The 13,615-nt window shown below is 72.2% G+C and carries 12 protein-coding genes; 4 read left to right on the top strand and 8 right to left on the bottom strand.

Features of this window, described 5'->3' with window-relative positions:
• Nucleotides 1–55: 55 nt before the first annotated feature.
• From ACHAAC_RS09965 to mca, 5 genes are all read right to left on the bottom strand, one after another.
• Nucleotides 56–2,065 (bottom strand): thioredoxin domain-containing protein, encoded by a 2,010-nt coding sequence (locus tag ACHAAC_RS09965; RefSeq protein WP_435716010.1) that lies wholly within the window; start codon nucleotides 2,063–2,065, stop codon nucleotides 56–58.
• Nucleotides 2,066–2,139: 74 nt separating this feature from the next.
• Complete coding sequence (locus ACHAAC_RS09970) at nucleotides 2,140–3,015, bottom strand: ABC transporter permease (protein WP_435716011.1); 876 nt, start codon at nucleotides 3,013–3,015, stop codon at nucleotides 2,140–2,142.
• A complete protein-coding gene (locus ACHAAC_RS09975; RefSeq protein WP_435716013.1) occupies nucleotides 3,012–5,828 on the bottom strand; it encodes an alpha/beta fold hydrolase in 2,817 nt (938 codons plus the stop codon). Before ACHAAC_RS09975 ends, ACHAAC_RS09970 begins: the two co-directional genes overlap by 4 nt.
• A gap of 133 nt (nucleotides 5,829–5,961) precedes the next feature.
• Nucleotides 5,962–6,183 carry a hypothetical protein gene (locus ACHAAC_RS09980; protein ID WP_435716014.1) on the bottom strand — a complete coding sequence of 74 codons (222 nt, stop codon included), beginning with the start codon at nucleotides 6,181–6,183 and terminating at the stop codon, nucleotides 5,962–5,964.
• A 44-nt stretch (nucleotides 6,184–6,227) separates the two neighbouring features.
• Nucleotides 6,228–7,100, bottom strand: coding sequence for a mycothiol conjugate amidase Mca (gene mca, locus ACHAAC_RS09985; RefSeq protein WP_435716016.1), 873 nt, complete (start codon nucleotides 7,098–7,100; stop codon nucleotides 6,228–6,230).
• Nucleotides 7,101–7,284: 184 nt separating this feature from the next.
• Here mca and ACHAAC_RS09990 point away from each other — a divergent pair, with 184 nt between their 5' ends.
• Together ACHAAC_RS09990 and greA are read left to right on the top strand one after the other, a co-directional pair.
• Nucleotides 7,285–7,659, top strand: coding sequence for a DUF4307 domain-containing protein (locus tag ACHAAC_RS09990; RefSeq protein ID WP_435716018.1), 375 nt, complete (start codon nucleotides 7,285–7,287; stop codon nucleotides 7,657–7,659).
• Nucleotides 7,660–7,726: 67 nt separating this feature from the next.
• The gene (gene greA, locus ACHAAC_RS09995; protein WP_435716019.1) at nucleotides 7,727–8,230 is read left to right on the top strand and encodes a transcription elongation factor GreA; all 504 of its coding nucleotides are present in this window, start codon (nucleotides 7,727–7,729) and stop codon (nucleotides 8,228–8,230) included.
• Between the two features lie 10 nt (nucleotides 8,231–8,240).
• Here the strand turns inward: greA and ilvA are convergent, their stop codons facing one another.
• Nucleotides 8,241–9,437: a threonine ammonia-lyase gene (ilvA, locus tag ACHAAC_RS10000; protein ID WP_435716021.1), complete on the bottom strand. Its 1,197-nt coding sequence runs from the start codon at nucleotides 9,435–9,437 to the stop codon at nucleotides 8,241–8,243.
• A complete protein-coding gene (locus ACHAAC_RS10005; RefSeq protein WP_435716023.1) occupies nucleotides 9,434–10,591 on the bottom strand; it encodes an AI-2E family transporter in 1,158 nt (385 codons plus the stop codon). Before ACHAAC_RS10005 ends, ilvA begins: the two co-directional genes overlap by 4 nt.
• Nucleotides 10,592–10,648: 57 nt before the next feature.
• Between ACHAAC_RS10005 and msrA the strand changes: the two genes are divergently transcribed.
• The gene (gene msrA, locus ACHAAC_RS10010) at nucleotides 10,649–11,293 is read left to right on the top strand and encodes a peptide-methionine (S)-S-oxide reductase MsrA (protein ID WP_435716025.1); all 645 of its coding nucleotides are present in this window, start codon (nucleotides 10,649–10,651) and stop codon (nucleotides 11,291–11,293) included.
• Between the two features lie 43 nt (nucleotides 11,294–11,336).
• Nucleotides 11,337–12,578 (top strand): MFS transporter, encoded by a 1,242-nt coding sequence (locus tag ACHAAC_RS10015; protein WP_435716027.1) that lies wholly within the window; start codon nucleotides 11,337–11,339, stop codon nucleotides 12,576–12,578.
• Here ACHAAC_RS10015 and ACHAAC_RS10020 read toward each other — a convergent pair.
• Entirely contained in the window at nucleotides 12,559–13,614 is a 1,056-nt protein-coding gene (locus tag ACHAAC_RS10020; RefSeq protein ID WP_435716029.1) for an HTTM domain-containing protein, read from the bottom strand. The two genes, ACHAAC_RS10015 and ACHAAC_RS10020, sit on opposite strands and share 20 nt — an antisense overlap.
• Nucleotide 13,615: the final 1 nt, after the last annotated feature.

The raw sequence follows: 13,615 nt of genomic DNA on the forward strand, positions 1-13,615 counted from the left end.
CGGATACCGGTCCATTCGGTTGCTCACGCACCGATCCACCCGTCACCGACCGGCATCAGCTCTCGGCAGCTGCGAGGGCGTCGGGGTCGGTGACGGGGAGCGCGCACACGAAGTCGCGGCAGACGAACGCCGTGGCCAGGCCGTCGACGGCCTCGCGACCGGCCAGCAGCGGCACCTCGTCCGACCCTGATGCCGACGCCACCACGACGGCACCGGGAGTGCCGCGCAGCAGCGCGGCCCGGTGCATGGCGTCGCGGTCCGGCCCGACGACAGCGATCTCCTCCGGGCCGGCCAGCACGGCCTCGGCGGCGGCAAGCGTCCAGCCGGCGAACCGCGGGACCTGTCGGCCGATCTCGGCGGCCGAGGCGATCGCCGACTCCGCACCCTCCCGGTAGCGCTGCTCCCCCGTCACGGCGGCAGCCGCGAGAAAGGCGTGCGCGACCGCCGACGTCCCCGACGGGTGTGCGTTGTCCGAGGCGTCCTGGGGCCGCACCACGAGCTGCTCGGCATCGTCGGCGGTGTCGAAGAAGCCACCCTCGGGGTCCACGAAGTGATCGAGCACCCGGTCCAGCAACGCTTCGGCCCGTCTCAGCCAGACCGGGTCGCCCGTGATGCCCAAGACGGCGACGAACGCCTCCGCCACGCAGCCGTGGTCCTCCAGGACGGCTGCGGTGGCGCCGGCGACGCCGTCACGCGAGGTCCGCACGAACGGACCCTCGTCGACGCCGTGGAGGTCGGCCAGGAGCGCGGCCGCCGTGATGGCCGCCTCGGCGTAGCGCGGCTCGTCGAACAGGACCGATGCCTCGGCCAGGGCGGTGACGGCGAGCCCGTTCCAGGCCGCGACGACCTTGTCGTCACGCGCCGGACGGGTGCGCGTCGAGCGCTCGCGGAGCAGACGCTCCCGGACGTCGGCCCACCGCTCGACGTCGTCGGGGTCCTCGCGCAGCTGCAGCGTGGAGAAGCCCCGCTCGAAGGTGCCGGGGCCGGTGACCCCGAGCAGGCGGGTGGCCCACGCCCCGTCCTTGGCGCCCAAGACCTTCATCAGCTGGTTGGGATTCCAGACGTAGAACGTGCCCTCGTGACCATCGGAGTCCGCATCGAGCGCCGAGGCGAACCCGCCCTCGGGCGTGCGCAGCTCGGCCAGGAGGAAGTCCGCCGTCTCCCGGGCGACCCGCCCGGCCGGCCCGGGTGCCCCTGACGCGTCCCCGACACCCGCCTCGACGCGCAGGAGGTGCAGGTACACCCGCAGCAGCTGGGCGTTGTCGTAGAGCATCTTCTCAAAGTGCGGCACCCGCCAGAACCGGTCGACGCTGTAGCGCGCGAACCCGCCGGCGAGCTGGTCGTACGTCCCGCCGCGTGCCATCGCGTCGGTCGTGGAACGCACCACCTCCAGCGTCCGGGCGGCACCGGTGCGGGCGTGCTGGCGCAGGAGGAACTCCAGCACCATCGAGGGTGGGAACTTGGGGCTGGCGCCGAATCCACCGGCCTCGTCGTCGTGCTGGTCCACGAGGGCCGCGGCGGCGTCGTCCAACGCCTGCGAGGTCAGCGCTCCCCCGCGGGCGTCCATCGGCTCGCGCAGGTGCTCCAGCACGTCGCCACCGACCTGCAGCACCTCCTCGCGCCGGTTCTCCCAGGCGTCGGCCAGTCCCTGCAGGACCTGCGTGAAGGCCGGCATGCCCTGACGGGGCTCCGGCGGGAAGTACGTCCCGGCGAAGAACGGCCTGCCGTCGGGGGTCAGCACGCAGGTCATGGGCCAGCCGCCCTGGCCGGTCATCGCCTGGGTGGCACGCATGTACACCGCGTCGACGTCAGGACGCTCCTCGCGGTCGACCTTGACGTTGATGAAGTGATCGTTCATGAAGGCCGCGGTGCCGGCGTCCTCGAACGACTCGTGCGCCATCACGTGGCACCAGTGGCAGGCGGCGTACCCGACGCTCAGCAGGATCGGCCGGTCGAGCTCCTGCGCGACGGCCTGTGCCTGCGGCCCCCACTCCCACCAGTCGACCGGGTTCTCGGCGTGCTGCAGCAGGTAGGGCGAGGTTGCCGTGGCGAGCCTGTTCGTCATGCGTCCATCCTCGTCCACCGGTGGTCGCGCTCGGCCAGGCCGTCCGACCTCACCGGCCCCGGGGCCTCGACCCCTCAGCTGAGGACGTCCTTGCGGGCGAACAGGACGAAGGACACCGTGAGCAGCACGACGGAGTAGGCGATCGACCACAGGGCACCCGAGGTCATGCCCGACCAGTCGATGTCTCGCTGCAGCGCGTCGGCCCACGCGAACTGCCCGTGCGTGGGAAGCGCCTGACGGAGGTCACCGAGGGCCGGGATGGCATCGAGGATGTTGGAGACGATCGTCAGCAGCACCGCGCTGCCGACGGCGCCGAGGGGCGCGTCGGTGAGCACCCCGACGAGGAACGCGAGCGCGGCGACGAAGAACAGGCTGACGAAGAGGTAGGCCACCACCAGCGCGAGCCGCGGCGCGAGCTCGCCCCACGAGAGCTGCTCACCGGACGGTCCGCGGTAGGAGTCCGTCCCGTAGGCCACCCACCCGACCACCAGGCACCACAGCGGCAGCAGGACCAGCGCAGCGAGGCTCGTCAGCGACGCGACCGCGAGCTTGACCCGGAGCAGCCTGCCACGAGGCACCGGCGCCGCGAGCAGGTAGCGCAGCGTCGCCCAGCTGGCCTCGGCCGGCACGGCGTCGCCGGCGAAGAGTGCGACGAGCACCACCAGCAGGAAGCCCGTCGACGCGAACAGCGCGAACACCGCCAGGTTGGCCGGCCCGACCTGCGCGAGGTCGACGAAGCTGGTGCCGCCACCCTCGTCGTTCCCGTCCGAGCCGAGGGCGAAGGCCCCGACCAGCAGGAGCGGCAGGAGCAGGACGAACCCGAAGGACAGCCTGGTGCGGCGACGGCCGAGCTGTCGGCCGATCTCCGCGCGCAGTGGCAGCGGCCTCGGCCGACGTGGCTGGGGCCTGGGCTGCCGCGGCTGGGCCGGGCGTGACGAGACGGCGCTCACGACGGCACCTCCTGCTCGACCTGCGCGGGCTCGCCGCCTCCGACCAGGGCCATGAAGACCTCCTCGAGGTGGCGTCGGCCGTCAACCGAGGAGACCGGCACGCCGTTCTCGACCAGGGTCGCGACGAGCCGGGGGCGCTCGACCGTGCCGCGGACGCGGAGCCGACCATCGGGCTCGACCTCGACGTCGGAGACGCCCTCGACCGGACGCAGCACCTCGGCTGCAGCGTCCGGGTCGCCTCCCTCGACGGAGACGAGCGTCGACCCGGACTCCTGCACGAGGTCGGCCACCGCTCCCTCGAGCACCACACGACCGCGGTGCATCACCACGACGTGGCTGCAGGTCTGCTCGACCTCGGACAGCAGGTGGCTCGAGACGACGACCGTGCGCCCACCGGCGGCGTACCGCGCGAGGATGCCGCGCATGGCGCGGATCTGCGGCGGGTCGAGACCGTTCGTCGGCTCGTCCAGCAAGAGCAGCTCCGGCAGTCCCAGCATGGCCTGGGCGATGCCCAAGCGCTGGCGCATGCCCTGGCTGTACGAGCGGACCGGTCGCTCGGCGGCGGCCCCCAGGTCAGCGGTGGCGAGTGCCTCCTCGACGCCGGCCTCGTCGTCGGATCGTCCGGTCGCGGCCCAGTAGGCGTGCAGATTGGCGCGGCCGCTGAGGTGCGGCAGGAAGCCGGGACCCTCGATCAGGGCGCCGACCCGGGCCAGCACCGGCGCGCCGGCGGTGACCTCTCGGCCGAGGACGTGGACGGTGCCCTCGTCGGCCTTCATCAGCCCGACGAGCATGCGCATCGTGGTGGTCTTGCCGGCGCCGTTGGGTCCGAGCAGACCGACGACCTGGCCACGCTCGGCACGCCACGTCACACCGTCGACGGCACGGAAGCCGCTGGCGTACTCCTTGACCAGGCCGTTCACGGCCAGGGGGACCTCACGCAGGTCGTCGACCACCGCGGTCGGTCGGTGCCGGCGGCGTGACCACAGCATCGTGCCCGCGGCAGCGAGCGCCAGGAGTGCGACGGCGACCACGAGGGGCGTGGGGGCGAGCGCCCCGGTGCCGGCGGCCCGCTGCGCGTCGACGACGGGCACCTGGACGGCTGCCGCGTCAGTGAGCGCCACACGGTAGGTGCGGGCATCGTTCGGGACGGCGTACGCCGCATCGGTGCTGGACACCACGATCCGCAGCGTCTGGTCCCGCTCGATGCGGTACACCGAGGCGGGCAGGGCGACGTCCACCTCGCGTGCCTGACCGGGCGTGAGCTCCTCGAGCCGGACGGGCGACACCAGCTGACGCGGGAGCGCTGCTGTTCCGTCGGCGTCAGCGACCCACGCCGAGACGAAGAGCGTCGCGTCGGTGGTCGTCGAGGTGACGGACAGGCGCACGCGAGGCGATCCGACGACGGTCGTGGTGGACTCGAGGGGCTCGGTGCCGAAGGCCGCCGACTGACCCGGCAGCACGGCCAGCGCGTAGCCCGCACCCCCGACCCCAGACGCCGCCGAGAGCAGCGGGCCGGTGCCGGGCAGGCTCGTGACGGCCGCCGGCTCGCCACCGGGCGGGGAGAGCACGGGATGGGGGTCCCCGGTCAGCGCGAGGTCCAGCTCCTCGGACGTGGCGTAGTCGGGCGCCGAGAGCTGCTCCGGAGCACCGTCCTCGAGGATCGACTGCGGCAGCACGAACGTGAAGTCGTCGCCCGGGTCGTCGCCCCCGCGGAGGTGGTGGTCGAACCACGCCAGCGCCGGCTCGGTGAGCTCCGAGCCTGCCGCGTCGGCGCCCGTGCCGTCGTGCCCGCCGTCGATCCAGTGCACGGCGACGGTGGTGCCGTTCACCGCAATGCCGCGGGCGTTGGCGTCGGCCTGGTCGAGCCCGAAGAGCGAGTCCTGCAGGCCCTGGACGATCAGGGTCGGGGCAGTGACCCGATCGAGCAGCGGCGCGGGCGACGAACGTCCCAGGAGGTCCAGGGCTGCCTCCGTGGGTCGGCCGGACGTGGCCACGTCCTGGTAGACAGCACAGACGTCATCGGCGAAGCGACCGCACGACGGGTCGATGTCCGGCTCGGGCTCAGTGCCGGTGGCACCGGGTCCGGCAGGCGCACCGCCGAGCCCGGAGGCGAAGAGCAGCGAGGCCCACCGACGCTTGAAGACTCCGGCGTCGGCCGCCGGGGTGGACGCGGCGGGCGTCCGCGGTGACGCGTCGTCCCCGGCGGCCGCGTTCTGGGGGAACAGGCTCTGACCCAGGTCGTTCCAGGTGATGGCCGGCACGATCGCATCGACCCGGTCGTCGCTGCCTGCCGCCATCAACGTGACAGCGCCGCCGTAGGACGCTCCGGCGATTCCCACGCGCGGGTCCCCGGCCCCGTCGAGGCGCACGTCGTCCCGGGCCGCGAGCACGTCGATCATCGCGGACACGTCGGCGACCTCGAAGTCGGGCGAGTCGAGGTGGATGAGCCCGCCCGACGCGCCGAAGCCGCGTGCGGTGTAGGTCAGGACGACGTACCCGTCGGCGGCCACCTCGCGTGCCTGGTCGGCGACGCTCTCCTTGCTCCCGCCGAAGCCGTGGGTGAGCACCACCGCCGCACGGCGCCCGTCACGGTCGGCCCCGGCGGCGTCGGCCGCGGGGACGAACACCGAGGCGTCGAGCTCGACGACCGCCCCGTCCGGCTCCGGTCCGGCCGGGATGCTCAGCGTGGTCTCGGTGATCTCGACCGCGTCATCGCCGAAGGCGTGCACCGAGGCGACGGTGGCCACGGCCACCAGTCCCAGCGCCGCCGCGACGACGAGGGCCCCGGCCCTGCGTCCGCGACGTCCGACCATGCTGCAGTCTTACCCGACCCTCCAACATGACGCTCGACGACGGCGAGACCGGCGGGCGCGCGGACGTCGACGACATCCCGACGGCATCAGGTCGGTCTGGTTCGCGTCGCGTCGGTCGCCGCGGGCGGAACGGTCAGTCGCGTGGGTCTGCGCCGTGGTCCTCGGACGTGGCGGGCTCATCGCCCTCCCACGGCTGGTTGGCACGTCGGGTGTGCTTGGCGAACGAGCGCACGAGCACGAACACGCCCAGGCACAGGAGCACCACCACGATGAGCGCGACCCACCCGGGCTTGACGATGTCGGGATCCAGCCCCGGCTGGTCCTGACCGGCCAGCAGCACCACGAGCTCACCCATGAACCCAGCCTACGCCCGCGACGGCGAGACCCGGACCGCCGGAGTCAGCGCAGGCCCGCGAAGAGGTCGTCCTCCGGGAGCTCGGACTCGACCTCGGAGCGGACCAGCTCGAAGTCCTCCGTCGGCCACGCCTCGGCCTGGACCTCCCGCGGGATCGAGAACCAGAAGCCGTTGGGGTCGATCTGCGTCGCGTGGGCGAGCAGCGCCTGGTCGCGCACCTCGAAGAAGTCGGCGCACGGGACCCGCGTCGTGACGCGCTTCTCGTGCTCCTCGTCGATCTCCCACTTCGCCAGCCGCTCGGCGTACGGGGACTCCAGGCCGTGCCGCAGGACCGCTTCGTGGATGGCCGTGACGCGCGCATGGCTCCAGCCGAAGTGGTAGTAGAGCTTCTTGACCTGCCACGGCTCGCCGGCGTCGGGGTAGCGCTCGGGGTCCGCCGCCGCCTCGTAGGCGTGCAGGCTGATCTCGTGGCACTTGATGTGGTCCGGGTGCGGGTAGCCGCCGTTCTCGTCGTACGTGGTCATGACGTGCGGACGGAAGGAGCGGATCAGGCGCACCAGCGGCTCGGCCGCCTCCTCCAGCGGGACGAGCGCGAAGCACCCCTCGGGCAACGGCGGCTTGGGGTTGCCCTCGGGCCACCCGGAGTCGACCCAGCCGAGCCAGTCCTGGCGGACGCCGAGGACCTCGCGCGCGCGATCCATCTCCTCGCGACGGATCTGGGCGATGAGCTCGGGGTCGTCGAGGATGCCGGGGTGGTCGAAGCTCGGGTTGAGCACGCTCCCCCGCTCGCCACCGGTACAGGTGGCGACGTGCACGTCGACCCCTTCCGCCACGTACTTCGCCGTCGAGGCGGCACCCTTGCTGGACTCGTCGTCCGGGTGCGCGTGCACGTGCATCAACCGCAGCTGCTCAGTCACGTTCCCAGTCAACCACCGCGGCCCCCCATATCTTCCCTCGGACCGGCACCGGTTCGGCCCGCGCCGCGCTGCGGGAGCGACCGGCTGGGCGATGTCCGGGTTGCCCAGGCACCGGTCCGGTGCAGATCGTGAGGGCGACGAGCGTGCCCGCCACCGGCTTCGCCCACCCTGAGAGAATGGGCCGGTGAGCACCCTCGACGACCGCTACGGCACGCGTCGGGCGCCCCGTTGGTTCTGGCCCGTCTTCGCCGCCGTGGGCATCGCCCTCGGCGTGGCGTGGGCCGCCTGGGTGGCCCTCGACGAGGCCCCGGTGAGCGCCGAGCTGTACGCGTACGAGGTCGTGAGCGACAGCCGGACCGTCGTCACGCTCGACGTCCGCCGGCCCGAGCCCGTGGCAGTCACGTGCACCGTCCAGGCCCAGGCGCTCGACGCCTCCGTCGTCGGCGAGCGGACCGTCGAGCTCGATGCCTCCGAGCGCCCCAGTATCCGTCTGGAGATCGACATCGAGACCCAGAGCCGGGCCGTCACGGGGATCCTGAGGACGTGCCGCGCGGCCTGAGGACTGCTAGTCTCGTCGTTCAACCCCAGGCAGGTGCCTGGGGTTCCGTACGTCGAAGGAGCCGCACATGACGCAGCCCACCGAGACCGACACCATCTGGGTCACCCAAGAGGCCTACGACCGGTTGGCCGAGGAGCTCGAGCACCTCAAGGGTGACGTGCGTGCCGACATCACCGCCAAGATCGCCGCCGCGCGCGACGAGGGCGACCTCAAGGAGAACGGCGGCTACCACGCTGCCCGCGAGGAGCAGGGCAAGATCGAGGGCCGGATCCGCCAGCTGGAGGACATGCTCCGCCGCGCCGAGGTCGGTGACAAGCCCGCCGACGACGGTCTCGTCGAGGCCGGCATGCGCGTCACGATCCGCTTCTCCGGGGACACCGAGACCGAGACGTTCCTGCTCGGCTCACGCGAGCTGCTCAGCATGGACTCCGCCGTCGACCTCGACGTCTACTCGCCCACCTCCCCGCTGGGTGCCGCGCTCCTGGGCCACCAGGTCGGCGACGAGGTGTCCTACGAGGCCCCCAACGGCAACACCCTCACCGTCGAGGTCGTCGAGGCCAAGCCCTTCTGACCACCCCGCCTCAGCGCAGGTCGTAGCCCAGCCCGGTCAGCCGCTCGCGGACCGCGTCGCGGTGGTCCGGCCCACGCGTGGCGGCCTCGATGGCCACCTCGACCTCTCGGACGCCGAGGGAGTCCGCGGACCGGTCGTGCGCCACGTCCAGCACGTTGATCCCGTTGGCGGCGAGCTCGCTGAGCAGGCTCATCAACGAGCCCGGGCGGTCGGAGAAGCGCACCCGAAGGTGCATGAAGCGTCCGGCGGCCGACAGCCCGTGCCGGATGACGTCCAGCAGCACGAGGGCGTCGATGTTGCCACCGGACAGGACCGAGACGATCGGGCCGCGGAAGGCGTCCGGGCGGTCCAGGATCGCGGCGACGCCTGCTGCCCCGGAAGGCTCGACGAGCATCTTGGCGCGCTCGAGCAGCCCGATGAGCGCCTGGCTCATGGACTCCTCGCTCACCGTGACGACCTCGTCGAGCTGCTCGGCGATGACCTCGAAGGGCACCAGGCCCGGCTGGGCCACGGCGATGCCGTCGGCCATCGTCGGCCCCATCGTGCCCCGCACGGGACGACCTTCGGCGAGCGACCCGGGGTAGGCGGCGGCGTCCTCGGCCTGCACGCCGACCACCCGGACGTCAGGACGTCGGTCGCGCAGCAGGGAGATGCCCGCGGCCAGCCCTCCGCCGCCGAGGGGCACCACCACGGTGCAGACGTCGGGCAGCTGCTCGAGGATCTCCAGGCCCACCGTGCCCTGCCCGACGAGGATGTCGGTGTGGTCGAACGGGTGGATCAGCACCGCGCCCGTCTCCTCGGCGATCTCCTGCGCGCGCACCAGGGCCTCGGTGACCCCCGCACCTGCGAACTCCACGTGCGCGCCGTACCCCAGCGTCGCCTGCACCTTCGGCAGGGCGGCCCCATCAGGCATCACGATCGTGGCGCGGCAGCCGAGCAGCTGGGCGGCCAGGGCCACGCCCTGCGCGTGGTTGCCGGCGCTCGCAGCCACCACGCCGCGGGAGCGCTCGGCGGCGTTGAGCCGGGCGATGCGCACGTAGGCGCCGCGGATCTTGAACGACCCGGTGCGCTGGAGGTTCTCGCACTTGAGGAAGACCGGGGTCGACGTCTTGGTGCTGAGCCAGCGGGAGTGGGCCAGCGGCGTCTCCTCCACCACCTGGTCGAGCATCGACCTGGCCTGCTCGACGTCCGTCAGCCGGACCGTCACGAGGCGTTCCCGGGTCCGCTCATGGGCCCCTGGTGGTCGGAGTCCTGCCCCAGGACCGCATCGGGTGGAGGTTCCTCCGGCAGGCCGTCGGGTTGCAGCGGTGCGCCGGCCTCGGCCGCCAGGTGACGCACGACGCCGTTGAGGCACGCGACGAGCGGCACGGCCACCAGGGCGCCGACGATGCCGCCGACGGTGATGCCGCCGACGATGGCCAGGATGATCGCCAGCGGGTGGACCGCCACGAAGTGCCCCATCAGGAAGGGCTGCAGCACGTTCGACTCCACCTGCTGCACCACGATCACGGCGAGCAGCATGATCGCCGCGGTGAGCGGCCCCTGGGCCACGAGGGCGACCGCCACCGCCACGAAGCCCGAGAGCAGGGCGCCGATGACGGGGACGAACGCTCCGATGAAGACCAGCACACCGATGGCGAAGGCCAGCGGCACGCCCAGGACCCAGGCGGAGACGGCGATCCCGACGGCATCGATGAAGGCGACCATCACGGTCGCCCGCACGAAGCTGGTGAGGTTCTGCCAGGCGGCCGCGCCCGAGGAGTTCACCTTGGCCCGAGACGCACGCGGGAACAGCGTGACGACAAAGGCCCAGATCCGGTCACCTTCGTAGAGGAAGAAGAAGATGGCGAAGAGCGCGATGAAGAACCCGGTCACGAAGTTCGTCAGCGTGAGGCCGATGGCGGCGACCCGGTCGACGGCACCGTTCTGCCCGAACGTGGCGATGGCGTCCTGCACGCCCTCGATGGACGTGGCGAGCTGTCGATCGCTGAGGTTCAGGGGTCCGTCCTGCGCCCAGGCCTGCATCTCGGCGATGCCGGCGACGACCTGGGTTCGCAGGTCGTCGAACTGCGTGGACAGCTGCTGGCCCACCAGGGTGAGCAGGCCGAAGACGGCCAGCACCAAGAGGATCACCGCGATCAACGCGGCCAGCAGCCGGGGCAGTCCCCAGCGCTCCAGCCGGTCGACGACGCCGATCGCCAGCGCCGTCCCGAGCAGCGCGACGGCGATCGGGATGCTGATCTCGGAGAAGAAGCCGAGGAGCCAGAAGACGCCGTACCCTGCCGCGGCGATGAGGATCAGCCGCCAGGCCCACTGGGCGGCGACCTCGATCCCGAACGGCACCTCGTGGCGTGTACTCACCGCTGCGCTTCCCTCACGTCAGAGAGACTATGCGACGGCGTACGCTGTTTGAGTGAGGTGGTCACGTTGATCTTCGGAACCCGCAAGACCGAGCTGCCCGACGCAGCGCACGCCCTGCCCGGCCGCGACACGCGCGCCCACGACGTGGGCAGTCGCCATGCCGTGCTCGGCACGCCGATCGAGACCGAGGTCCCGGACGGCATGCAGGAGACGGTCTTCGGACTCGGCTGCTTCTGGGGCGAGGAGAAGACCTTCTGGGAGGTACCGGGCGTGTGGTCCACCTCGGTGGGCTACGCCGGCGGCCAGACCCCCAACCCCACGTACGACGAGGTGTGCTCCGGTCGGACCGGGCACGCCGAGGTGGTGCGGGTCGTCTTCGACCCGGAGCAGGTCACCTACGAGCAGCTCCTGGGCACCTTCTGGGAGAACCATGACCCCACGCAGGGGATGCGCCAGGGCAACGACCGCGGGTCGCAGTACCGCTCCATCATCTTCACCACGACGCCCGAGCAGGCCGCGGCCGCCGAGGCCTCGCGCGAGCTGTACCAGCAGAAGATGACCGCAGCGGGGTTCGGCCGGATCACCACCTCCATCGTGCCGCTCGATGAGTACTTCTATGCCGAGGAGCAGCACCAGCAGTACCTCGCGAAGAATCCCTTCGGCTACTGCCCCCTGCACTCCACCGGCGTCTCCTACGCCTGAGCGTCTGGTGAGCGCACGTCTGCGGCCGTCGTAGGCTGCGGACGTGAGCGTGCCCGAGGCGTCCGGACCCTTCCCCCAGCGGCGCACGCTGGGTGTCCTGTCCGCCGTGCAGGTGGTCGGCGGCATCGGCAACGGTGCCGGGCTGGCCATCGGGGCGCTGCTGGTCAAGGACGTCTCCGGATCCTCCGGGTGGGCCGGGACGGCGACGGTGGCCCTCACCCTCGGCTCGGCACTGGCCACGCTCCCCCTCGCCTCGCTGGCCGTCGCCCGCGGACGACGGCCAGCCCTGACCCTGGGCTGGCTGGTGGGCGCGGCAGGTGCCGCCGTGGTGGTGCTCGGTGCGGCGCGCGTCTCGTTGCTGATCGTGCTGCTCGGCCTGCTGCTGTTCGGCGTCAGCACGGCCGCGAGCCTGCAGTCCCGGTTCGCGGCGGTGGACCGGGCCGAGGCCCGCAGCACCGGTCGCTCCCTCTCCCTCGTCGTGTGGGCCATGACCGTCGGCGCCGTGGCCGGGCCCAACCTCACCGGACCCGGGGCCGCCCTCGGCCGGGCCACGGGTGTGCCGGAGCTGGCCGGCCCGGCCTTGTTCTCCCTCGCGGCCTTCGCCGTGGCCGGCGTGCTGACGATGCTCTTCCTGCGCCCCGACCCGCTGCCGCCCGCGGCCCGGGGCGATGACTCCCCGGCCCCGCGGGGTCTGCGCTCCGCACTGCCGCACCTGCACGGACCGGCGGCCACGGCCGTCTACGCGATCGGGACCGCCCACGCCGTGATGGTGTCCGTCATGGCCCTGACACCAGTTCACATGCAGGACCACGGGGCCGCGCTGGAGATCATCGGCCTGACCATCAGCCTGCACATCGCCGGGATGTACGCCCTCTCACCCGTGATGGGCTGGCTGTCGGACCGCTGGGGCCCGGCCCGCACGATCCTCGCCGGTCAGCTCGTCCTGGTGGCGGCGGTGGCCGTCGCCGGCACGTCGGGACGTTCGGAGGTCCAGATCACCATCGGTCTGGTGCTGCTGGGCCTGGGCTGGTCCGCCACCGTCATCGCCGCAGCCGTGCTGCTGACCCGCAGCGTCGACCCGGCAGCCCGCACGGCCGTGCAGGGTGTCAGCGACATGACGATGAGCCTGGCCGGGGCAGCCGGCGGCCTGATCGGCGGCCTCGTCGTGGCGTGGCAGGGCTACGGCGTGCTCAACGCCGCCGCGGGGCTGCTCGTGGTGCCGGTCGTCGTGCTGGTGCTGGCGGGGCGGCGCACCGCCGAGCAGGTCAGCGCCGGAGCACCGTGAAGCGCACCCAGTCCACGGCGCCCAGCACGTAGCGGAACCACCAGTCCTCGACCCTGTCCACGACGGCGTACCAGGCGTCGACGACCCGGTCCGTCACCGGCGCCGTGAGGTCGCCGAGGAGGAATCCGAGGCCCTCCCACTTCTCGTCGCTCAGGAACAGCCCGGTGAGGGCGATGACGACCAGCGCCGACCACGGGGTGGCCAGCACGACGCCGAAGAGCACGTTCACCACGATGGCGGCCACCACGAAGAGGTCCCGCGTGAACGGGCGCAGCAGGGAAGGCACGAAGAACAGCTGGACCACCAAGACGGACCAGGTGACCAGGGCCAGCGGGACGGTCGCGCTGCCGAGCAGGTCAGCGAGCCACGGGAACGGGCGGAACTCCGGCAGCTGCAGCGTCGAGTACAACGCGGTGCCCTGCTGCCACGACGTCTGCGCCACCTTGTCCAGCCCACCCGCGAGGTACGCGAGCGCCACCTGCGTGCCGAGACCGATGAGTCCGATGTTGTGCAGGCCGGTCCGCAGCCACTCCGGCACGGCCTGGTCGGCCTCGCCGCCCTCGAGCCGCGCCGCGTCGAGTGACCACACGTCGGCGGCGCGCACGAGCAGCAGCCACAGCAGCGCGATGCGCAGGAGGTTGTCAGAGGCGGCGGACAGCAGCGGGTTCTGGCCCGTGACGGCGATGAAGCCCACGAGCAGCACCACGTTGGCGGCCTTGGCTCGCCACCCGAGCACGAACGCCACGGCGGCGAGCATCACCAGGACGTAGATGGCTGTGAGGATGTCCGCGCTCACCCCGTCGAGCAGCGCGATCTCCGGGAAGCGGCTGACGGCACGGTTCGGCTCGGCCCACAGAGAAGCGTCCCCGACCCACATCTGGCGGTTGCCGAAGTTGGTCGCCAGGAGCCCGAGGACGGCCAGCCCGACGCCGATGCGCGCCGCCGCGACGGCGTGCGGGGCGTGCCGTGTGCTGGTCAGCCAGTGCACGGCGCGACCACGGGCGCCCCCGGTCTTCTCGGCAACTCGCCTGCCCACC

The organism is Aeromicrobium sp. CF4.19 (genome assembly GCF_051262555.1).
GTDB lineage: Bacteria > Actinomycetota > Actinomycetes > Propionibacteriales > Nocardioidaceae > Aeromicrobium.

Bases quoted from the DNA above. Each gene is read 5' to 3' on its own strand.
- ACHAAC_RS09965 (WP_435716010.1), bottom strand. From the start codon at position 2,065: ATGACGAACAGGCTCGCCACGGCAACCTCGCCCTACCTGCTGCAGCAC.
- ACHAAC_RS09975 (WP_435716013.1), bottom strand. From the start codon at position 5,828: ATGGTCGGACGTCGCGGACGCAGGGCCGGGGCCCTCGTCGTCGCGGCG.
- ACHAAC_RS09980 (WP_435716014.1), bottom strand. From the start codon at position 6,183: ATGGGTGAGCTCGTGGTGCTGCTGGCCGGTCAGGACCAGCCGGGGCTG.
- greA (WP_435716019.1), top strand. From the start codon at position 7,727: ATGACGCAGCCCACCGAGACCGACACCATCTGGGTCACCCAAGAGGCC.